This window comes from Dyadobacter sediminis (assembly GCF_005860765.1).
GTDB classification, from domain to species: Bacteria; Bacteroidota; Bacteroidia; order Cytophagales; family Spirosomataceae; genus Dyadobacter; species Dyadobacter sediminis.
Genome location: NZ_VCEI01000028.1, coordinates 116,937 through 140,284, shown reverse-complemented (window position 1 = coordinate 140,284; position 23,348 = coordinate 116,937). Strand labels below are relative to the sequence as shown.

Here is a 23,348-nt window from a genome sequence, read left to right as displayed (position 1 = left end):
CCGGGGTTTTGTCCCGATGGGACTTTTACTTACGTGCTTAAGCATATTATTTGGGCAAAACTTACTGCTGTTTTGTCCCGATGGGACTTTTCACTTACATGCAACAAACTGGTGCCGTAGGCACGCTATATGGGTCACAAGTACAATGCACTGATGGGTGCGGCTTTTCTGATGGCTACTTCTGCAGTCGGGCCGGGGTTTCTTACGCAGACTACTGTTTTTACAGAACAGCTTGCGACGAGCTTTGGCTTCATCATCCTGATTTCTGTCATCATCGATCTTTGTGTACAATTTAATATCTGGCAGATTGTTACCGTCTCCGGAAAAAGGGCACAGGATCTTGCCAATGCGCTTTTTCCCGGATTAGGTTATTTGCTGGCTTTCCTCATCGTTGCTGGCGGACTTGCATTCAACATCGGCAATGTAGCCGGAGCCGGCCTTGGCATGGAAGCCATGACAGGCGTTCCGGTGCAGACTGGCGCATTTGCAAGCGCAGCGATTGCCGTTGGTATTTTTCTGTTCAGGGATGCGGGCAAGGTTATGGATATTTTCACCAAAATACTGGGACTTGTCATGATCCTTCTGATCGTATATGTCGCCTATACATCACAACCGCCTCTGCTGCTGGCCGTCAAGCACACATTTTTGCCCGAAAGATTTGACGCCGTCGCTACTATAACCCTCGTCGGCGGTACAGTGGGCGGGTATATTTCTTTTGCAGGAGCGCACAGGTTACTGGATTCGGGCATTAAAGGCGAGGCTGCATTGCCGCAAGTAAACCGGAGCGCTGCAACGGGCATATTGCTGACGTCCGTCATTCGCTATCTGCTATTCCTTGCCACACTGGGTATTATTCTGGCCGGAGCCCACATCAATTCTGAAAATCCGACTGCGTCTGTTTTTGAAAATGCGGCGGGACAATCGGGCAGGCAGCTTTTCGGACTTATGATCTGGTGCGCAGCCATTACTTCCGTAGTCGGGGCGGCTTATACTTCCATTTCGTTTTTACGTTCCTTTCATCCTTTTCTGGAAAAGTACCATACTGCATTGACTATCGTTTTCATTCTGGTTTCCACAATTATTTTTCTGGCAGTCGGAAGGCCGGTGAAAGTGCTGGTTTTTGTCGGCACACTGAATGGCTTTGTACTTCCGATAGCACTTGCGATCCTGCTGCTGATCAGCCGCAAGTCGAGGCTGATGGGAACTTACAGACATTCGGTTTTCTTGCAGGTCGCAGGCTGGCTTATGGTCATGATTATGTCGGGGCTGGCAATCAGGGCTATTTTTGAATAAGGAAAACAGTTGGAAATACGGTTAATAAATCAGGATATTGCTTTTTTTTTAAACTGAACCCGGGCATTATTATGCGCTTTTTGATCTTTGTACTCCTTTTTGTTTTTCCTTTTTACTCCAATGCACAGCAATCCGCTGCATTGACCATACACATTGACCCAAATAACCGCGCACAGCAAATTGACAACTTCGGAGCAGCAGGCGCATGGTTTTCGGAAGGGATCGGTAAAAACTGGCCGACGGACAAGCGAGAGCAAATGGCTGAATGGCTTTTCAGCAAGGAACTGGACAAAAACGGCAACCCGAAAGGAATCGGGTTGTCGGCTTGGCGGTTTAACATTGGCGGCGGCACGGCCGAACAAGGCGACAGTAGCGGCATCATTGATTTTCGCAAACGTGTGGAATGTTTTCTTAAACCGGACGGCACGTACGACTGGTCGAAACAGGCGGGTTATATCTGGTTTACAAAAAAAGCACAGGAATACGGCGTCGAAAACCTGATTGCATTTTCCAATACACCGCCTGTTCAGTTTACAAAAAACGGATTGGGTTATAAAACCGAAAAAGATTATCAGACAAATCTGAAACCGGATAAATACGGCGATTACGCACGTTTTCTTGCCGATGTTCTGGTGCATTTTGACAAAGAAGGATTGCACTTCAACTACATCAGTCCGGTAAATGAGCCACAGTGGGACTGGTCGCATTCTTTTGGAAAAGGCACGCAAGAAGGCAGCCCGTGGCAAAATGAAGACATAGCAAAAGTAACCCGCGCACTCGACAGCACACTAACATTAACCGGATCAACTTCCAGAATATTGATTACAGAAGCCGGGCAACTGGATTATTTATACGGCAAAACCGGCGGAGCCGCGCAGCAGGCACAACTTTTTTTTGGGGCAAAAAGTCCGTTGCAGCTCAGTAATCTTAAACATATGCCGGCCATTATCGGCGGCCACAGCTATTTTACGGACAAAGGCGACAGCAGCCGGATCGCAATCCGCAAAAACGTAGCCGACACCACGCGCAAATACGGCGCAGACTTCTGGCAAACGGAATATTCCATGCTTGCAGACGGGTACAAGGAAGGTAAAACCGGAAAAATCCCGGCTATGGACTGTGCATTGTTTTTATCCAAAGTAATTCATGACGATCTCGTTTACGGCAATGCAAAAGCCTGGCAGCTCTGGAACAGCTGGGAACCCGGAAGTGCCGAATTTGATATACGCTATTTCCTTATCGCGCTGAACCCGGCAAATAAAGAATATACCGACGGCAGCATTACCGCAACCAAAACTTTGTGGGCCATGGGCCATTACAGCCGCTTCGTACGTCCCGGCATGCATCGGTTAACAGTCAAAAGAAACGATAATCTGACGCCGGTTCAAATTGCCCGAAACATAATGGTAACCGCATATAGCAATGAAAAGCAAGTCGTACTTGTGGCAGTCAATTACACGGAAAAAGAACAGACATTGAAGCCGGAACTGACAAATTTCAAAGTAAAAAATACAATGGAAACGTATCTGACTGCTGCAGACAAAGAAGTCAATATGCTGCACAGACAAGTAAAGTATGAGCGCAGCGGAGTAAAAATACCGGCGAGATCTCTGATGACGATTGTGTTTGAAAGAAAGTAAGATATCGTGTTCTTCAACGATTTAAAGCAAAAACTGTAATAAATATGTTTTCCAAACAAACTTATATTTCCCGCCGTAATGCGCTTAAACAGAAAGTCGGCAGCGGCCTTGTCCTTTTACTGGGCAACTTGGAAACAGGCATGAATTACCGCGACAATGTATATCCGTTCCGGCAGGACAGCAGTTTCCTGTATTATTTCGGTCTGGATGTCGCTTCACTCCATGCCTTGATTGACATTGATAATGATCGTGAAATGATCTTTGGCGATGAGCTGACGATTGATGACATTGTTTGGACAGGGCCCAAAGAAGCACTGGCAGAAAAAGCAGGAAAGGCTGGCGTTTCGGAAGTAAAGCCGCTGGCTGCATTGTCAGGATTTCTGCGCGATGCAATGTCCCGAAAGCAGCAAGTACATTATTTGCCGCCTTACCGTGCGGAACATACGCTGCAATTGCAGGAATGGCTCGCCTGCTCGCCTGCACAGGTTTCGGAACAAGTTTCTGTTAAGTTGATCAAGGCCGTTGTTTCCATGCGGTCGTATAAATCTTCTGAAGAAATTGTTGAAATAGAAAAAGCAGTGGATACTTCGGTGGATATGCACCTTGAATTCATGCAGGCAACCCGGCCGGGCATGACCGAAAAGGAAGTTGCTGCAAAGCTGCAAAGTATGGCAATTGCCAGAAACGGCGACATTGCATATCCTGTGATTTTGACTGTAAACGGCGAAATTCTGCATACGCATGCACGCGACTTGCCTATGCAGGAAGGGCAAATGGCACTTTGTGATGCCGGTGCCGAAACAGCCATGCATTACTGCGGTGACCTTACGCGCACGATTCCGATGGGCAGACAGTTTACAACGGTTCAAAAAGAAATGTATGAAATTGTATTGTATGCACAAAAATCGGCCATTGAAGCTTGCAAACCGGGTATTTTATTCAGAGACGTTCATGCATTGGCATCGTTGAAACTGCTGGAAGGACTTCAATCAGTCGGAATTATCAAAGGTGACCCGGCCGAAGCTTTGTCTCATGACGTGCATACGCTTTTCTTTCAATGCGGACTCGGACATATGATGGGACTCGACGTACACGACATGGAAAACCTTGGCGAACAATACGTTGGCTACACGGATGACCTGAGAAAAGGAACGACATTCGGCTGGAAATCCCTGCGGCTTGGCCGTGCACTTGAGGCCGGATTTGTCATTACGGTGGAACCCGGCCTTTACCTTATTCCAACTCTGATTGACCGCTGGAAAGCTGAAAACAAACTTTCCCAATTCATCGATTACAACAGACTGGAACAGTTCAGGAACTTTACAGGCATAAGGATTGAAGACAATTTGCTGATTACGGAAAGTGGGAACCGGACTCTTGGAAAGGAACTGGTGAAGGAAACTTCAGAAGTGGAGGCGCTGCGTGGATGAAGAAATGACTCATTTTGTTATTAGGAACCCTGGCTTTAAGGTCTTATATCTTACTTTTTAAACAATCATCAGCACAGTTGACAAAGGATTCTGATTTAGTGGATCAAATAATGCTTTGCTGAAAAATTATTAAATTTGATTATGCAAGTACATGTAGACATATCATTTGATTAATTGATAAAGGTCGTAAAAACTTTGCCTGAACAGCAACTGAAGAAGCTTAAAGAAGAACTGGAAAAAGAAAGCCAGTCGCCAGAATCGAATTTGGAAGCCCTTCTTTTAAGTAGCCTTCTAATGAATTTTTTCGTAGACAAGGAAAAAAGCAAGATCAAAGTTGAAAGGGAATTTGCAGTTCCAGTGGCAAAAGTCTGGTCTGCTTTTACTGAAAGTGAAATCCTTGACCAATAGAAACAACGCTTGTTTCCATAGAAATACAGTTCGAAAAACTGGAAGACCTCGAAGCACACATTGAAATGGGCTTTGAAGAAAGCTTTACAGCTGCATTGGAAAACCTGGATGAATTGTTACAGTAATTTGCAGGATTACAGAAGGTTCCTTAATCAGTGGCTTGTGCAGTTGATTAAGGAACTGCATATCAATTTGAATTCGCAACAATTTTCTCCCGGTACCAGCCTGCAAATATTGCTTTCTGCAAAGCATTCGGGTTATTTAAGGGCCTGATCGTAAATTGTTTTTCTGTTTTTGTCCCTAAAACAATCTCCAAGGATTCAGTGGTTTTGTTTTTGAAAACAGTCAGAAACAGCTTGTCTCCACTTTTTGAATCCTGCATTACATTTTTCAATTTCCCAGCCGGAAACCCGTCGCTTTTCAGTATGGCCGTTCCGGCACGCAAACCTACATTCCACGCCGGAGATTTCCATTCAACAGCTGCTATAAATAAGGAATCCTGTCTGCTTGCGATATCAGCTCCGAAATATCCGCCCGGCAATGCATGCGAAGTCGTATCTATTTCCAGGCCGGCATAGCTGAAATATTTTTTATAATCCGGCCCTGCAGTCGTGTAAATGTAGCTGAACAGTTCATCCAGCGGCTTTCCAGCTGTTTCTTCAATGGTTTTCTTCAATTCACTTTCAGTAAAACCCCTGTTTTTATTTTTATAATAATCATTGTACAACTGCCGCATGACGTCATCCAGCGATTTCCTGTTCTGGGTTTCATGCCGGATCGCAAAATCAAAAAGCAATCCAATCACCGGTCCTTTCTGGTAATAGGAAATCGTTTTATTCACTTCATCTCCGGTTCTTCCAAACGGGCCGTCCGACCATGTTTCTGCGCTTGCCTGAGCGAGTGTCTGAAAAAGGCGGCTGGGTTGGTTTTCGACATTTATAATATGTGTACGAAAAAATTCCAGCATTCCTTCCTTTGTGATCAATCCGCTTTCACGCATGATAATTGGCTCATAATAAACCGTCAATCCCTCCGAAACCCACAGTGAATTCGTTTTGCTGCCACGGTCATAATCAAAAGGACCGAGTTCAACGGGTCTGATCCTCTTTACATTATAATGATGGAAATATTCATGCGTTATAAATCCGAGCATGCCTGCCCAGCCTCTTTTGTCCAGCAAGTCGCCGCTAAAACTGATTGTTGTGGAATTAAGATGTTCGATTCCGCCCTGACCGGGGCCGATTGCAATGAAAGTGTAATGCTTGTATGGAATGTCGCCGATGAGCGCAGAGGCATTTTCAACGATTTTCTGGATGTCCGACATCAATTTCTTACTGTCAAAATCTCCCATTTTGTAGCCGATAAACCGGTGCGGAATGCCTTTTACATAAAATGGAGGCAGTTCCTGAAGATTTCCGATGAGCATCGGACTATCGTACAAAATGTCAAAGTCCGGTGCTGTATAAGTAAATATTTTATTGCTTACCGAATCAAGGCCGGTTGCTATCCGGTTCCACGTTTTAAACGGCCTGATTTCAATTTCAGCAGGCGTATTGATTTTCCCTGAAACATACATAAAAACACCCGCCGGAGTAATATAGCCATGTTCTTCATCAAGATAACTCGTCGCCACAAACTTGCGGCTGGTTTTCACATCATACTCGACATGCAGCTCTTTTACCTTGCGGGTCGGAACAGACCAGCCCGTTTTTCCGGAACGTTTCCAGCTTAAATCATTTCCTTCGGCATCTTTGGCAGAAAAATTCTGGATGGCTGAGGCATAATCCATTAGCTGATAATAACCTGGTGTCCAGTCGGGCATTTTCAGTAAAATACTGTCTTCAGTTTCCGGATTGCAGCGAAGCGTAACATGAAATGTATGCGTTGCAGGATTGTCCATCGAAACCACATATTTCAGCGGCTTAACTGCTTTTGCATAAGCCGGAAAAAGTGCATAGTAAAACAGCAGACAAACAAAGCAATGCCGCAGTATGTGTTTCATAGAAGCAGAATATCAGTTTAAAACATCAGGCGGCGATTGTCGTTTACCGATAAAATAATAAACCGGTATGCCAAGCAATACAATGATGAGTCCGGGCCATGTGTATTCCGGTTTGTAAATAATGAGCAAAACGCAGAATGCAATACCCATGATGATGTAAATAACAGGCAGAAACGGGTATCCGAATGCTTTGTATGGCCTTTCCGCATCCGGTCTTTTTTTCCTCAGGATAAATATCCCTGCAATGGTCAGCATGTAAAATACAACCACAACAAAAGAAATCATATCCAGCAAATTGCCGTATTTACCACTGAGTGCCCATAAAGATGCGATCACACACTGAATCCATAAACCAAATTCCGGAACCGCATTTTTATTTAATTCGCCTACTTTTTCGAAAAACAACCCATCTTTTGCCATTGAATAATAAACCCTTGCTCCGGACATAATGAGTCCGTTATTACAGCCAAAGGTGGAAATCATGATCATAACGGCAATAATAATGGTTCCGGCGCTGCCAAAGATCACATGTGACGCCGTTACCGCAACACGGTCCTTATCCGAAGCAGCAATTTCCTGCAAGGACAAAACGCCCGTATACATCACGTTGGTTAACAGGTAAATAACTGTGACAATAATGGTTCCCAATGCAAGGCTTAAACCGATATTGCGCTGCGGATTCTTGATTTCCCCGGCAATGAAAGTAACATTGTTCCAGGAATCACTGCTGAAAATAGAACCGACCATGGAAGCAGCAATGGCACCAAAAGCCGCAATGGTAGTATAAGATTCAATGCTTCCGTCGATATTGAGCTTATGCAGATCCCACATTGCCGCAGCATTCCAGTTTACGCTCCATATTTCAGACCTCATGAAAATCAGTCCGAACACGATCAGCCCGAGCAGGCTTAACAATTTTGTAAGTGTAAAGGTAGTCTGGATAATCTTTCCGCTGTTTACCCCACGTGTATTGATAAACGTCAGCAGCACAATGACGACAATGGACAGTAACTGAGCCGGTGAAATTTTCAGCACGCCCAGGTCCAGTGCAACAATATCTTCACTGAACTGCGGCAGCAGATAGGCAGTGAATTTGGCAAATGCCACAGCCACGGCGGCAATGGTGGCTGTCTGGATTACGGTAAAAAAGCTCCATCCGTATAAAAAACTGATCAGCGGGTTATAGGCTTCCTTCAAATAAATGTACTGGCCGCCGGCTTTGGGAAACATGGCGCTCAATTCACCATAACTAAGCGCAGCCGTGAGGGTCATAAAACCGGTTATCAGCCAGACGAACATGAGCCAGCCAACGCTTCCTGTATTTCTGGTTATATCGGCACTTACAATAAAAATGCCCGATCCGATCATACTGCCGGCAACGAGCATGGTTGCATCTACGAGACCTAAGGAGGGTTTAAAAGACGTGCTTTCTTCTGGCATAAGGGTTTAAATTAATAGGAGTTCAGGTTTCTGGTTTGTAATCTACATATTTATTCGAAACAATGAAATCCGACCGCAGGTATGTGCATGGATATTTCAAAAGGCATTTTTCAAATATATGGCTCCTGACGACTAAATTTCACAATCCAGCCAGAGACCCGATTTTAAACCATATTATGTTTATTATTCCTGAAAAAAAACATTCTATAATCCCGTCAGGGATCAAACCCCGGTAAAACATGGTCGTGTTCGTCGGATGCCGCGTGCCGTCAGGTACGTCATGTTTGTTTACATGATCAAATAATCCAATCATTCATATACCGTACCTGACGGCACGGATTGAACACGTATATATCCGTAATCTACCGGTGTTTTGTCCCTGACGGGACAATGGTTTTATCACGTGAAACAGGGTCTTCTGTATAAAAATGTTTTGTATCTGACGGGACAATTGTTTTATCACATGCATCGGTTATTGCTCTACAAAAAACACATCTACAATCCCTTACAAGACAATGGTTTTATCACATACGTCGGTTTATTGCCCTACAAAAAAACACCCTTCCAATCCCGTCAGGGATCAAACCCCGGTAGAACATGATCGTGTTCGTCGGATGCCGCGTGCCGTCAGGTACGTTATGTTTGTTTGGATATTTGTTCAGACATCATGAAAAACATAACGCTCATCGTATTGCACCTCATTTTTGTCCAGCATATGCAAATACTCCTTCCGAAAGGATTGCCTGCTATGATGCGCTTCCTGATTTATGATGTAGTTGATAATTACCGGCAATTGAGATTTCGAATAGGAAAATGCTCCAAATCCTTCCTGCCAGCTGAATTTTGTACTGATGAATTTATTTTTGTTAATCCACTCGGATGATTCTCCTTTTACCTTTTTCATTAAATCCGACAATGCCTGCGTCGGCCTCATTCCGATCAGAATATGAACATGATCCGGCATTCCATTGATCTGGATTACCTTATGATCATGGTTTTGAATAATGCCCGTCATATATTTAAAAAGCTCATCTTTCCACGACGGGTGAATAAGGCACTGACGATGTTTTACAGCAAAAACGATTTGTAAATGAATCTGTGTGTATGTGTTGGCCATTTTAATGTGTGTAAATTGATCATTCAAATGCAATGTTGCAAAAGCATCTGACAAGCCAAAATCCGGATATGATTTTAACATTCAAACCGACAGCATATGCCGTACCTAACGGCACGGAAATATCCGTATATCAATCACCATATTCTGGCTAACCATATTTTGTCCCTGCGGGGCATTTTAATTATAGCGTTCCGGGTTGTACAATTCTATATTCAGCGATAATGGATTTTTATCAGCCAATTCAGAGACTATTTTTCCGGTTGCCGGACCAAGACTGATTCCCATCATACCGTGACCGCCAGCCACAATCAGGTTTTTCAGCTTGCTGCTATACCCTACATACGGCAATCCATCCGGAGAACAAGGGCGAAAACCATACCATATATTTTCCTTTGAAGGCACTTTTACATTCAGTTCGGGATAATATTTCGGAATGGAATTAACGATTCCTTCTACACGATTCATGTTGATCTGGTCGTTTACAGCCGCGAGTTCCATGGTTCCACCGAAGCGAACCTGTCCGTTCATAGGCGTAACAGCCACACGTGCTTCAATCAGCAATGCCGGAGTTTTGATCGGATGCTCGGCATTTGGCTCCATAAAGGAATATCCTTTTCCAGGCATAACCGGAATCGACAAACCAGCCAGTCTGGAAAGCTGAGGCAGCCAGGTGCCTCCGGTCATTATGACAATATCTCCTTCATAGGATCCCTTTGAGGTATTTACCTTTTTGATTTCACCATTCCGGATTTCATAATTTTGCACCTCCGCATTGGTGACAACTTCCGCTCCGTTTGATCTAATGTAATTGAAAAGTTGTGAAAACAATGCTGACGGATACAGATGTGCATCGCATTGGTAATGAACGGCTCCCATTATATCCAGCTTTATTCCGGGCTCAATGGCCTGTACCTGTTCCTTGCTGAGCATGTCAATTTCCAGTCCAAGCTTTTGTCCGTCTCTGGCTACATGGATTTCTTCTTCGCCGGCTTTTTCAGTTTTATAAAGCATTAAAATGCCTTTATTTTCCATACCAAAACCGAAACCTTCTTCTTTGGCAAGATCTTCATAAAGCTGCTTGCTGAGCAAATGGTAATCTCTCAAAAACGGCGCGGCACGTTCCACATTTGCCGGTGTCGCACTTTTCATAAACTTCAAACCCCACGAAATCAAAGACAGATCAAGTGAGGGTTTTACATAGAACGGACTCCGGCTGTTAAACATCCATTTGATACCCTTTGAAATCATGCCCGGCGCGGCAAGCGGAATAAAATGGCTGGGCACGATCATTCCGGCATTGCCTTGTGAGCAATTATCCGCCAGGTCTCCTTTATCAATCAACGTTACTTTCCAGCCGCTTTTCAATAAATAGTAAGCTGAGGTCAACCCCATTATTCCGCCACCGATTATTATGGCATTCCCTTTATGTGCAGTGTTCATTGAATTTTTAAAATGTGGGTTGTGGGAATTGGCTTTTGCTGTTAGCTGTTGGATTTTTAATTATTGATTGACAAAAAACCAACTGCTAATCGCTAGCAACTGATGGCCAGTAGCTCATCACAAAACCTGAAATCCGTATGCATACGGATCTTCTTCGTCATCTATAAAAATGGTATTGTAACCTGTAACTACGGCCCAGCCTTCAATGCCGGGGATAATAGCCGGTTTATCGCCGATATTAACTTCATCTTCAACAGTACCGATGAACTTGGAACCAATGATACTTTCGTGAATGAATTGGTCACCTTTGTTTAGTTTTCCTTTGGCATGCCATTGCGCCATCCTTGCCGAAGTACCGGTTCCGCATGGTGAACGGTCGATGGCTTTGTCACCATAGAAAACAGCATTTCGCGCTGTTGATGTCGGATCAAGCGGCGCTCCTGCCCATAACAAATGACTCAGACCATTGATATGTTCGTTTTCAGGATGCACAAATTTGTACTGCTCGTTCATTCTTTTGCGGCAGACCCGGCTCCAGCTGATCAGCTGGTCTGCTGAATAGTTCTCAATGCCTTTGAAATTTTCCTGAGGATCAACAATGGCGTAAAAGTTACCGCCGTAAGCAACATCTACCGTCAGCATTCCAAGATCGGGACATTCCACCTGAAGGTTTTCCGCGGCAAGAAAAGATTTTATATTAATCAGCTTAACAGACTTCACTTTTTTGCCTTCCTGAACATACTCCACCAATACAAGTCCGGCCGGTGTTTCCAATCGTAATTTTCCGGGAATTTTAGGAATGACAAGTCCTTCTTCAATGGCAATGGTCACAGTTCCGATTGTTCCGTGTCCGCACATGGGCAGACAGCCGCTTGTTTCAATGTAAAGTACGCCTATGTCATTGGCAGGATCAACGGGCGGGTATAAAATGCTTCCGCTCATCATATCATGTCCGCGCGGCTCAAACATCAGGCCTTTTCGGATCCAGTCGTATTCTTTCAGAAAATGAAGCCTGCGCTCCATCATGCTGTTACCCTGCAGAAGCGGACCGCCGCCGGCAACGACACGCACCGGATTGCCGCAGGTATGGGCATCAATACAAAAAAAAGTTTTACGCATATGAGTTTAAGCTGTTAGCTTTCTGGCTACTAGCTGTTTGCAGCTGGCTTTTAAATGGCTTTGCGAAGGATGAAATTGCGTGATTGCCGAGCTTTTCGTTTTTTTACATTTTTCATACAATGAACAGCTAGTTGTCGATAGTCTTTTTGGTAATTTCGTTATCAACAGTTCTATAAATTCCAAGCGGATTGGCATTTTGCAGTTCTTCCGGCAAAAGTTCATCCGGCCAGTTTTGAAAACTTAGCGGACGTACAAACCGCTTGATCGAATCCGGACCTACGGACGTAAACTGCACATTGCTCGATGAAGGAAAAGGCCCGCCATGATGCATGGACTTGCATACTTCCACACCGGTAGGAAAATTGTTCAAAAGAATTCTTCCGCATTTGTCACGTACTACTTCCAGCAATTCCTCATTTTTGGCAAGGTCTTCATTAGTCGCCAAAAGCGTGGCTGTTAGTTGTCCATGTATTTTTCCGGCTACAGAAATCATTTCATCTGCATCCTGGCATTTTATTATCAATGCAAAAGGACCAAAAACTTCTTGCTGCAATGTATCATTTTTAAGGAAATTCTCGCCGGCAGCAATAGCAACCATAGCTGAACCCTGCCCTTCTTCTGCCTCTGTGGCAGCAACAGCAAGCACGTCCACACCCGATTGCGACATCACTTTCTGACTTGCAGAAACATAGCTGTCTGCAATCATTTCGTTCAGCATATTGGATGGAGCTACTTTCACGATTTCTTCCTGCAAAGCATCTGTAAACTGCCCGAGCGGTTCGCTGTCAACTGCTATAACCAATCCGGGATTGGTACAAAACTGCCCTACTCCCAATGTAAGGGAAGCTGCATATTGCCTGGCCAGTTCCGGCGCAGAGGTATTCAGTTTTTCTTCCAGTATAAAAACCGGATTTACACTTCCCATTTCGGCAAAAACAGGAATGGGTACTTCCCGTTTGGAAGCAATTTCGGCCAAAGCCATACCCCCGCGGAAAGATCCTGTAAAACCGACAGCTTTAACAATCGGATGACTTACCAGAAACTGTGCTTCTTCGTGGGTTGCGAAATATACATGCGAAAATGTTCCTTCCGGAAAACCGCTTTTCTGAACGGCACGTGTAATTGCATCCGCCATGATCTGTGATGTTTCAGGATGCCCGGGATGCGCTTTTACAACCACCGTACAGCCTGCTGCAATCGCACTGGCAGTATCTCCGCCTGCAGTTGAAAAGGCAAAAGGAAAATTGCTTGCTCCAAAAACAGCCACAGGCCCGAGCGGAACATTGGTTTTCCGGATATCCGGTTTTGGCGGTACCCGGCCTGGAATGGCAGTATCAATGCTTGCATCAAATGAATAGCCTTTTTCCAGCGCTTCTGCATAGCTGCGCCATTGAGATACAGTCCTGGCTTTTTCTCCGGTAAGACGTCCTTCGGGCAAGTTGGATTCCTTCTGGGCCGTTTCAACCAAATCGGAGCCAAGCGTTTCTATTTCATCAGCAATTGCTCTCATCAGGGCAACCCGCTTCTGAACCGTATATTTTCTGATGGTGATAAAAGCTTCAAGCGACTTCTGCAATACAGCTTCCAACTCTTCTTTTGTAATATTCATATCCAGTAATGTTGACAATTTTTGCTACAAACAGGGAACCACTCCGTGGTTGCATGCTGCTTGTTCGTACAAGCGTCTTCGGAGGAGCCTTCTGTTTTTGCAAACAATATGCATATTTTAAATTTAACCACCATTCTTTGCTACAAACAGGGAACCACTCCGTGGTTGCATGCTGCTTGTTCGTACAAGCGTCTTCGGAGGAGCCTTCTGTTTTTGCAAACAATATGCATATTTTAAATTTAACCACATTCTTCGCTACAAACAGGGAACCACTCCGTGGTTGCATGCTGCTTGTTCGCACAAGCGTCTCCGGAGGAGCCTTCTGTTTTTGCAAACAATGTGTATATTTTAAATTTAACCACATTCTTCGCTACAAACAGGGAACCACTCCGTGGCTGCATGCTGCTTGTTCACACAAGCGTTTCCGAAGGAGCCTTCTGTTTTTGCAAACAATATGCATATTTTAAATTTAACCACCATTCTTTGCTACAAACAGGGAACCACTCCGTGGTTGCATGCTGCTTGTTCGCACAAGCGTCTCCGGAGGAGCCTCCTTGCTATGCAACCGACGTATCTACTGCTAAATTTAAATAATCCGGCAGCACGGGCTGCATTTCAATAGCCTTGTTGATAATGGCAAGAACTTTTTCCCTTTCTGCACCTTCCAGAACCAGTCGGGGTGCACGCACATATTCCGAACCAATTCCCGCCACCGCTGCTGCCAGCTTGATATTCTGTACAAGCTTGGGATGAATATCCAGTTCCAGTAGCGGCAGATACCAGCGGTAAACGTTCAATGCCTCTTTATACATGCCCGCTTTTACAAAATTGAAAATAGCCACCGTTTCTTTTGGAAATGCATCTACCAATCCGCCCACAACGCCGTCTGCCCCAAGCATTACTTCTTCCATGATCAATGTATCAACGCCGCAGAATATCCGGAAACGATCCCCAAAGCGATTAAACAACCTTGTTACGTTACTTACATCACGGGTGGATTCCTTGATAGCATGGACATTCGGGATTTTGGCCAGTTCTTCAAACATATCCAGCGTGACTTCAATCTTGTAATCAACCGGGTTATTATAAATCATCAGCGGCAATGCGGTACTTTGCGCGATGGTTTTGAAGTAGGTAACCGTTTCAAGATCATCCGCTTTGTAACGCATAGGCGGCAAAACCATCAAACCGTCCGCTCCGATGGATTCTGCTTCTTTTGCAATACTGACCGCCTCCGCCGTAGACTGTTCTGCGATGCACAGGACAACAGGAAAACCGGCTGGTACAAACTGTTTGGCAAACTTGATCAGCTCCATCTTTTCAGCTCTTGTAAGCGTACTTGCCTCGCCCAGTGAACCTGAAACGATAGCGCCGGTAACTCCCGCTTCAATCTGGGCCTCCAGATTTTTACGGAACATTTCAAAATCTATGGTATCATCTGATTTAAACGGCGTAACCAACGCGGGAAAAATGCCCTGCCACGATTCTTTGTTCATGCTGAATTATATTTAGGATAATGTATATCTTTTTTGTCAAAGGTACATGATTGACAAGCTATGAATATTCGCTGGATTTAATCAATGATATACAGATTTTAACCTTTTGACAAACTTCCATGCCAATGTCTGTAGCCTGTAAATACTTACAGTCCCAATATAATAATCAGAGCTGATGAAGGACCATGCGGTTTTCAGTTCATATGCTGCTGGAAAATGCAAGATATTGAAATCGGGCTTGTAAAATGGTATGCTGAAAAAGGACTAAAACCAAAAACAGATTAAAATGCCTATTTTTGACACAAAAAAGAACTTCTGTTTGTTCTGCATTCAACTGTTTCCGAAAACCCAGAATCATTAACACTACCTATTTTATTATGTCATCTTCACAAAATGGAAATCCACTACGCGTTCTTGTCGTTGGTTGTGGTAATATGGGTGCATCCCATGCCTTTGCTTATCAGCTCATTGACGGTTTTGAAATTTGCGGGATCGTCTCTACCGGTAAAAGCAAGGAAGTTCTGAATGAAAAGCTTGGCGGCGGGTACAGCCTGTTCAGCGACTATGAAACGGCACTGAAAGAAACCAGGCCAGACGCGGTTTGTATCTCCACTTACCCTGATACGCATGAAAACTTTGCTGTAATGGCACTGGAGCACGGCGCGCATGTTTTTATAGAAAAGCCGCTTGCAGATACTGTTGAAGGTGCTAAAAGAGTAGTGGAAGCTGCAAAAACAGCCGGCAAAAAAGTTGTAGTGGGATATATCCTGCGCGTACATCCTTCCTGGGAGCGCTTTGTTGCAGAAGCACAGAACCTTGGAAAGCCGCTTGTCATGCGCATGAACCTGAATCAGCAGAGCCACGGTTACATGTGGGGTGTTCACCGTAACCTGATGAAAAGCCTGAGCCCGATTGTGGACTGCGGCGTTCATTATATTGACGTAATGTGCCAGATGACACGTTCGAAGCCGTTACGTGTAAATGCCATCGGTGCACGTATGACGGAAGATATTCCGGCAGGAAATTACAACTACGGCCAGCTTCAGATCTGGTTTGAAGACGGGTCCGTAGGCTGGTATGAAGCCGGCTGGGGACCAATGATCAGTGAAACTGCATTCTTTGTAAAGGATGTGATCGGACCGAAAGGTTCCGCTTCTATCGTGGCCAAAGATGCAGGCGGAAGCGGCAAATCGTCTTCTGTTGAAGCGCATACGAAGACTGAATCCATCCGCGTGCATCATGCCGAACTGAATGAGCAGGACGAATTTGTACATCAGGATACCTGGATCAATCTGGAAGACGAGCCGGATCATCAGGAGCTTTGCAACCGTGAACAGCGTTATTTCCTGAAAGCAGTCACAGAAAACCTGGATCTTACGGATCATCTTCAGGATGCCGTAACCAGTCTGCAGATCGCTTTCGCATGCGATGAATCCGTTAAAACAGGCCGTACTGTAGACCTCGTTTAACAATTTTTCCAGAAGCCGGAAAGCTCATCGGATCAGTCGGATTTTGGCTGCTTCGGTGAGCTTTTCCATTTTACAGGGTAAAACAGCCGCTGGCAATTTTTACTTTGGCTGTACCAGTACAAAGGTTTGTACCCGTACAGCTGTTTTCAAAAGTTTCCTGATTGTCAAAAGTTCATTTCAGCTTACTACCATAAAATAATATGATTCTATGCACCAAATACTTTTAAGGTACCTGCAACTGATGTAACTGCCTGATTATATGTGATAACTGGCATCTGCTCCTGCTATTCCTGCAAACGTTTGCATAAATATTTATGTTTTTCTTTAAGACCTATTTAAATATTCTTGTTAAATATTATAATATTGCAACATGTTTTTAAGCAATTTAATTAATTCCAGATTTGGCATAATAAAACCCAAAACAGTCATCAAGGCTGAAATGCCGGAAAAATTAATGTTCAATAACCCCTTCATAAACGGCAGCATTGTTGCTTTTTCATTATTCTGCTTTCTGGATTAATTGTTAACTGACTTTCCCGGCCAGAAGTAGTTTGAGATCAATTTTATTAATATCTGACTGTTATCATATTAATAATAAGTTAAACAATTCCAATAATAAACATTCTTTCATTTTCCCTAACTTAAAACCTGGCTTATGATGAAAAAACAACCTGACTGACTTAAATCTGTTAAAGCAAAAAGCACTTACAATTTCCATTATTCAATGAAGAACGTTTAACTAACACAGACCTTAGATGAAAAATACCGATACTAAAAAATGGATGTTCCGAATGAGGAATATCCGGAATTCTTTATGTCTGCTGCCTGCACTCTCATGCTCGCTTGTGGCAGTAGCCCATAACAAGATTGAATCCGGTCCTGCTGCTGTCATCAACGCAGATAAAACATTAAAAGGAAAAGTAACAGACAAGACAAACGGCGAAGGCCTTCCCGGCGTAAACGTTGTTGTGAAAGGTACAAGCACGGGAACAACTACGGACGGAACCGGAAACTATACGATTTCAGTTCCGGACAATGGCGCTACGCTTGTTTTCAGCTTTGTGGGTTATATAAGCCAGGAAATCGCCGTTGGAAACCGCAGCGAACTGGATGTGGCCATTGAGTCGGATTCCAAAGCGCTGAGTGAAGTGGTCGTGATCGGTTACGGTACCGCAAGAAAATCGGATCTGACCGGCGCGGTAGGCTCCGTAAAAGAAGAACAGCTGAAAGAACGTCCGGCTCCTTCTCTGAACCAGGCTTTGCAGGGTAAAGTATCCGGGGTTCAGGTGAACGTTAACTCCGGACGCCCGGGCGGAAGGAGCAATGTGCGTATCCGCGGTTTCAGCTCCATTAACTCTTCCAACAACCCGTTGTATGTTGTGGACGGTGTAATGCTTCCGCAGGGAACACAAAACCAGTACAGCTCGGCGATCGACTATATCAACCCGAATGACATTGTATCGGTGGAAGTACTGAAAGATGCATCTTCAACGGCTATTTACGGTGCAAGAGGTGCAAACGGTGTAATCCTCATCCAGACCAAAAAAGGAAGATCGGGCGAAGGGATTATTACTTACAACGTAGATGTGAGCGTACCGACCATCGGGCCGAAAAGACCGCATACGCTGAATGCACAACAATATCTGGATGTTGAAGATCTTGCTTACGCAAACATTGAAAAGTTTGACCCTGCGGGCTGGGCTTCCGGAAAATATGCAAACCTGAACCCGCAAACACGCAGAAGAGACTTCTCAGTGCAGCACCCGGATGTGTTTACGTTGGCGCCGGACGGCAGCTACAAGCCAAACTACGATACAGACTGGTTCAAAGAAGCAACCCAGAATAAAATTTCTCAAAACCATCAGCTGGGTTTCAGCGGCGGAAATGAAAAAACGACATACGCATTGTCTCTTGGCTACCGCGATGACCAGGGTTTACTGAAAGAATCTTACCTGAACCGTTACTCGACCCGTTTCAGCATTGACGATCAGGTTAAAAAATGGCTTAAAATCGGAGCAACGCTGAGCTATAACAACCAGAGCGAAAACCTTGTGGACATCAATGATGCCGTACCTCGCCAGATGGTTGAAGATTTCCCTTTTCTTCCTGTAAGATACCCGAACGGAACTTTTGCCAACAACAGGGATTATCCGCAGGCAGAAGGCTCATTCAGCTCGATACACAGGTTATCCGGACGTAAATACATTGTGAACACGGCTACTACATTGGGTAGCTTGTACGGCAATCTTACGCTGGCAAAAGGTCTGGAACTGCGTTCTGTTTTGGGTATAAACGTTGTGAATCAGGAAGTGAACCAATCACAGACACGCACTTTGGCCATATCCGAATTCGGTACAGCCAGCAAAGACGCACGGAAAGAAACTTTCTGGTCATGGGAAAATTACCTGACTTACAACAAAACGGTCGGCATCCATGCATTTAATGCACTTGCGGGTATTTCATGGCAGAAAACGAATGTTGCAACCACAGGTGCAAGCGTTCGTAACTTCTCGACGGATTATTTCGGTTATGAAAACCTGGGTGCAGGTGCCACATTGCCGGGTGTAAACTCAGGCGCACAAAGCTTTGCCTTCAACTCGTACTTTGGACGTATTAACTATACCTTGCTTGACAAGTATCTGGTTACGTTTACAGGACGTGCGGATGGGTCTTCCAAATTCGGAGAAAACCATAAATTCGCATTTTTCCCTTCTGCTGCTTTGGCATGGAAAGTGTCTGACGAAGAATTCCTGAAAGGCAATTCGATCATTTCCAGTCTGAAACTTCGTACAAGCTACGGTTTGACGGGTAACTCCGAAATTCCTCCGTACTCCTCTTTGTCGCTGCTAAGCTCTACTTATGCTACGGTTTACAACGATGCAAGAGTAAGCGGTACAGGTATCAACAGATTGGCTAACCCTGATTTGAAATGGGAAAAAACAGCACAAACCGATGCAGGTGTTGAAATCAGTTTCCTGAAAGGCAGAATTTCCGTGGAAGCCGATTTTTATTACAGAAAAACCACAGACATGCTTCTGGATGCGCCGGTACCACGTTCAAGCGGTTATGCTGTAATCAGAAAGAACATCGGTTCCATGCAGAACAAAGGGTTTGAATTTACTTTGAATACAACGAACATTGAAAGAGGTGACTTCACCTGGAACACAAGTTTCAATATTTCATTGAACAGAAACAAAGTGCTTTCACTGGCAACTCCTTCCGACATTTTCGGAGTAGGTGGTCCTAACTTTACAAACCAGACGGGTATTATCCGTATCGGTGAGCCAGTTGGATCGTTCTGGGGACTGATTCGTGAAGGAACATGGAGCGAAGCTGAAAAAGATCAGGCATCGAAATTCACAAGTTACCGTAACAACCTGACCATGCTTCCAGGCGATATCAAATACAAGGATATCAACGGCGATGGAGCCATTACAGATGCTGACCGTACGATTATCGGAAACGGCAGTCCGAAAGCATGGGGTACATTCTCCAACACCGTTCGTTTCAAAAACTTTGATCTTACCTTTGATGTACAGTATTCATACGGTAACGACGTAATGGACATGACGCTTCACCCAAGTGAAGACCGCGTTTCGATTGCCAACAGCTACACTTCCGTTCTGAATGCATGGACGCCAACCAACCAGAACACGCCGGTTGCACAGATTCGTGAAACTAGAGCAGGTTATGTAACCAACGTAGATTCGCACTGGATTTTTGACGGATCGTTCCTGCGCGGAAGAAACCTTTTGTTGGGTTACAACATTCCATCCGACGTGATCAGCAAAATCAAGCTCAGCAAGCTGAGAGTTTATCTTTCTGCCCAGAACTTCTTCCTGGTTACCAAATACCCGCATGGCGATCCGGAAGTTACACCTACAAACGGAGATCAGAACAGCAATGTTTTCTCTCAGGGTATGATCTGGCACGGCTATCCGAAACCGACTACTTACATGGCAGGTTTACAGATCGCATTTTAAAAAGCCAATTCATTTATTTTAATAAAAACATTGATTATGAAGTTATATAGTTTAAAAAATGTAGCCAAAGTATTGCTCTGCGGGTCCATTTTGCTTGGCCCGACGAGTTGCTCCGACTTCCTGGAAGAACAAGATCCGTCCAACCTGACGCCGGAAAGCTTTTACACCATTCCCGATCACGCAGAAGCTGCCGTAGCTGCCACTTATGCAGGCCTTCGCTTTTATGGCGACGGAGCCGGAATTTTTTCTGCAAACTGGCAGATGCTTGAAGCCGTAACCGGAACAGCGACCACAGAAACCGGTCAGAACTCGGATTTGAACAACCTGTACTCGCTGACTTACGATGGAAACACGGCGCATGTCAACAACTGGTACAATGGTCTGTACCGGATTATTGCCAATGCAAACCTTGCGTTGGACAAAATTCCAACGATTCCTTTTCTGGCTCCGGCAACCGAAGCACAGAAAACACGATTGCTGGGTGAAGCCCGTTTTCTTCGTGCATGGGCTTATTTTTATGCAGTAAGACTCTGGGGTGATGTTCCATTGATCACGACGCCGCAAACTGCCAATTCGGAAGATTTCCTTCCGTCCCGTGCTCCGCAGGAAAATGTATATAACCTGATTGTTGAAGATTTGCTGGCTGCCGAAGCTGCCGGTCTTCCTATGACTGATGTAAGCGGTCGCGCTACAACCATTGCTGCCAAATCATTGCTGGCAAAAGTATACCTGACAATGGCCGGATTCCCGCTCAGCAAAGGCGCTTCGCATTACAAACTGGCTGCTGACAAAGCACTGGAAGTAATCAATTATTCCAAAGCAAACCCGACTGTACTGAACCTTTTCAATACATACAGGGAAGTGCATCAGGAAAGTCTGAAAAACCGTCTGGAACATATCTTCATGATCCAGTACAACATTTCGGTTGCCGGCAATCCGCTTGGCGATTACTACCCTAACTTCAAACCTGTCACTTATTCAGGTCCGGGCGGAACGGGAAGTACGGTTCCAACACTTTCTTTCTATAATTCCTACGAAAAAGGTGACCTTCGTACGGTTGATCAGGAAGGATGGTTTTATACCACTTACTTTACAAACGGTGACGGTGCAAGGTTTAACCTCGGTGCTCCTTATGTTTTCAAGCATTTCAACATCACTGCAAACGGCACACAAGGCGTACCGGGTACCCGTAACAATAACCTGAACGTTCCGCTGATCCGCTATGCAGAAGTGTTGCTGATGTATGCAGAAGCACAAAGTGAACTGGGCGCTCCTAATCAGGAAGCATATGATGCCTTAAAAAAAGTAAGAGACAGAGCAAAGCTTGCAACACCTGCATTGGGAACTTTCACAGCGACATCTTTCCGCGAAGCCGTCTGGAGAGAACGCTGGTATGAGTTCGCTTATGAAGGAATCACCTGGTTCGATATGGTACGTCTGCGCAAGGTGTTCAATGAAAAAACAAAAGGATTTGACAACTTCGTAGGCCACCTTAACCTGAACGTAGGTTCCGGCGTGGCATTACAGGCCAAACATTTGCTGTTCCCGCTTGGCGTTCAGGAAATGAAAAACAACCCGAACCTGACACCTCAGAATCCAGGTTATTAATTTCTTGATTGAATAAAAAAGTCAGCTCCGGTGCATGTGCACCGGAGCTGACTTTTTTATTGATAAATAATTGAAAAGAACTTGTGAAAAAATGTCCTTTTATGTTACGAAAAGAATTTAATCTTCAAACAAGCTGCCCAGACCACCGATTACAGAACCACTTTCTTTTCGGGAATTCGGCCCGCCGACAGACAGCCGCTGAATCAGTTTGGAAATAGGCATGGACTGAATCCAGCAACGGCCTGTGCCGCGCAAAGTTGCCAGAAACATGCCTTCTCCGCCGAATACCATGGATTTCAATCCGCCGGAACGCTGAATATCAAAGCTTAACGATTGTTCAAAAGCAACTACGCAACCTGTGTCAATACGCAGCGTTTCATTGTTCAGCTGCCGTTCCATTACAACACCGCCGGCATGCACAAATGCCATTCCGTCGCCTTTCAGTTTCTGAAGAATAAACCCTTCTCCGCCAAACAAGCCTGAGCCGAAGCGCTGGTTAAAATGGATTTTCATGCTTGTTCCCATCGCAGCGCAAAGAAAACCGTCCTTCTGGACAATCAGCTCATTGCTATAAATTTTGGACAGGTCAATAGGCATCACCGTTCCGGGATAAGGCGCGGCAAAGGCAAGTTTCCTTTTTCCTACTCCTCTGTTTGTAAAGTGCGTCATAAAAAGCGATTCTCCGGTCAGAAGCCTTGTTCCGGCCTGAAAAATCTTGCCCATAATGCTTTGATTTGCTTCGGAACCGTCGCCCATTTTGGTTTCAAACTGGATGCCGTCTTCCATAAAAAGCATGGCACCCGCTTCTGCAATGACAGTCTCATTGGGATCCAGTTCGATTTCCACAACCTGGATATCGTCACCAATGATTTTGTAGTCAATTTCGTGTGAGATCATTTTCGTACATTTTATATTAAATAGCCGCTCTGAACTTTTAACAGACCCTGTTCCTACTCCTCTTCTTCACTGGTTTTCTTTTTCTTCGACTTCCGTGTTTTCCGGCCTGGAATATCCTCACGGTCACGCAGTTTTTTGTCATCCACATTCTTGTTCAGAAATTCATTGATACGGTCCATATCAAAACTCGTGGTGATTTCACCGAATGAATTAATTTGAATATCAAAGCCGTCCAGATCTTTATGAACACGGGGTTTTTCCGCATCCGGCTTTGCTATATCGGTTTGTTTCTTTTTAGCCATGTGATTGATAGCAGTGGAACGTTGGAACGGTCCGTTGTTCAATGATTACGAAAATATGCAATAAATATTCAGTTAAAATCTGAAATTGATCCTGT

Annotated in this window: 16 protein-coding genes; 7 read left to right on the top strand and 9 right to left on the bottom strand. The window is 44.7% G+C overall.

Annotated features, from left to right (window positions below):
• The first annotated feature begins 129 nt into the window (after window positions 1-129).
• From FEM55_RS17605 to FEM55_RS25225, 4 genes are all read left to right on the top strand, one after another.
• Window positions 130-1,293: an NRAMP family divalent metal transporter gene (locus FEM55_RS17605; RefSeq protein ID WP_138282716.1), complete on the top strand. Its 1,164-nt coding sequence runs from the start codon at window positions 130-132 to the stop codon at window positions 1,291-1,293.
• A 71-nt stretch (window positions 1,294-1,364) separates the two neighbouring features.
• The gene (locus FEM55_RS17600; RefSeq protein WP_138282715.1) at window positions 1,365-2,933 is read left to right on the top strand and encodes a glycoside hydrolase; all 1,569 of its coding nucleotides are present in this window, start codon (window positions 1,365-1,367) and stop codon (window positions 2,931-2,933) included.
• Window positions 2,934-2,977: 44 nt separating this feature from the next.
• The gene (locus tag FEM55_RS17595) at window positions 2,978-4,363 is read left to right on the top strand and encodes an aminopeptidase P family protein (RefSeq protein ID WP_138282714.1); all 1,386 of its coding nucleotides are present in this window, start codon (window positions 2,978-2,980) and stop codon (window positions 4,361-4,363) included.
• 174 nt (window positions 4,364-4,537) lie between these two features.
• A complete protein-coding gene (locus tag FEM55_RS25225) occupies window positions 4,538-4,771 on the top strand; it encodes an SRPBCC family protein (protein WP_229209317.1) in 234 nt (77 codons plus the stop codon).
• A 187-nt stretch (window positions 4,772-4,958) separates the two neighbouring features.
• On the opposite strand, the gene FEM55_RS17585 is transcribed toward FEM55_RS25225, so the two are convergent.
• From FEM55_RS17585 to FEM55_RS17555, 7 genes are all read right to left on the bottom strand, one after another.
• Window positions 4,959-6,773: a M61 family metallopeptidase gene (locus tag FEM55_RS17585; protein ID WP_138282713.1), complete on the bottom strand. Its 1,815-nt coding sequence runs from the start codon at window positions 6,771-6,773 to the stop codon at window positions 4,959-4,961.
• A gap of 12 nt (window positions 6,774-6,785) precedes the next feature.
• The gene (locus FEM55_RS17580; protein ID WP_138282712.1) at window positions 6,786-8,213 is read right to left on the bottom strand and encodes an APC family permease; all 1,428 of its coding nucleotides are present in this window, start codon (window positions 8,211-8,213) and stop codon (window positions 6,786-6,788) included.
• Between the two features lie 658 nt (window positions 8,214-8,871).
• On the bottom strand, window positions 8,872-9,330 hold the full coding sequence (gene tnpA / locus FEM55_RS17575) for an IS200/IS605 family transposase (RefSeq protein ID WP_138282711.1): 459 nt from the start codon (window positions 9,328-9,330) through the stop codon (window positions 8,872-8,874).
• A gap of 177 nt (window positions 9,331-9,507) precedes the next feature.
• A complete protein-coding gene (locus FEM55_RS17570; RefSeq protein WP_138282710.1) occupies window positions 9,508-10,770 on the bottom strand; it encodes an NAD(P)/FAD-dependent oxidoreductase in 1,263 nt (420 codons plus the stop codon).
• A gap of 117 nt (window positions 10,771-10,887) precedes the next feature.
• The gene (locus FEM55_RS17565; protein ID WP_138282709.1) at window positions 10,888-11,889 is read right to left on the bottom strand and encodes a 4-hydroxyproline epimerase; all 1,002 of its coding nucleotides are present in this window, start codon (window positions 11,887-11,889) and stop codon (window positions 10,888-10,890) included.
• A gap of 127 nt (window positions 11,890-12,016) precedes the next feature.
• A complete protein-coding gene (locus FEM55_RS17560; RefSeq protein WP_138282708.1) occupies window positions 12,017-13,498 on the bottom strand; it encodes an aldehyde dehydrogenase (NADP(+)) in 1,482 nt (493 codons plus the stop codon).
• 557 nt (window positions 13,499-14,055) lie between these two features.
• Complete coding sequence (locus FEM55_RS17555) at window positions 14,056-14,994, bottom strand: dihydrodipicolinate synthase family protein (RefSeq protein WP_138282707.1); 939 nt, start codon at window positions 14,992-14,994, stop codon at window positions 14,056-14,058.
• Window positions 14,995-15,371: 377 nt separating this feature from the next.
• On the opposite strand from FEM55_RS17555, the gene FEM55_RS17550 reads away from it, so the two are divergent.
• The 3 genes from FEM55_RS17550 to FEM55_RS17540 all read left to right on the top strand — a co-directional run bounded on the left by FEM55_RS17550 (window position 15,372) and on the right by FEM55_RS17540 (window position 22,054).
• Window positions 15,372-16,463: a Gfo/Idh/MocA family protein gene (locus FEM55_RS17550; RefSeq protein WP_138282706.1), complete on the top strand. Its 1,092-nt coding sequence runs from the start codon at window positions 15,372-15,374 to the stop codon at window positions 16,461-16,463.
• A gap of 755 nt (window positions 16,464-17,218) precedes the next feature.
• Window positions 17,219-20,446, top strand: coding sequence for a SusC/RagA family TonB-linked outer membrane protein (locus tag FEM55_RS17545; protein WP_138282705.1), 3,228 nt, complete (start codon window positions 17,219-17,221; stop codon window positions 20,444-20,446).
• 36 nt (window positions 20,447-20,482) lie between these two features.
• Entirely contained in the window at window positions 20,483-22,054 is a 1,572-nt protein-coding gene (locus tag FEM55_RS17540; protein ID WP_138282704.1) for a RagB/SusD family nutrient uptake outer membrane protein, read from the top strand.
• Between the two features lie 117 nt (window positions 22,055-22,171).
• Here FEM55_RS17540 and FEM55_RS17535 read toward each other — a convergent pair whose 3' ends face one another.
• On the bottom strand, window positions 22,172-22,951 hold the full coding sequence (locus FEM55_RS17535) for a TIGR00266 family protein (protein ID WP_138282703.1): 780 nt from the start codon (window positions 22,949-22,951) through the stop codon (window positions 22,172-22,174).
• A 53-nt stretch (window positions 22,952-23,004) separates the two neighbouring features.
• Window positions 23,005-23,253 (bottom strand): hypothetical protein, encoded by a 249-nt coding sequence (locus tag FEM55_RS17530; RefSeq protein WP_138282702.1) that lies wholly within the window; start codon window positions 23,251-23,253, stop codon window positions 23,005-23,007.
• Window positions 23,254-23,348: the final 95 nt, after the last annotated feature.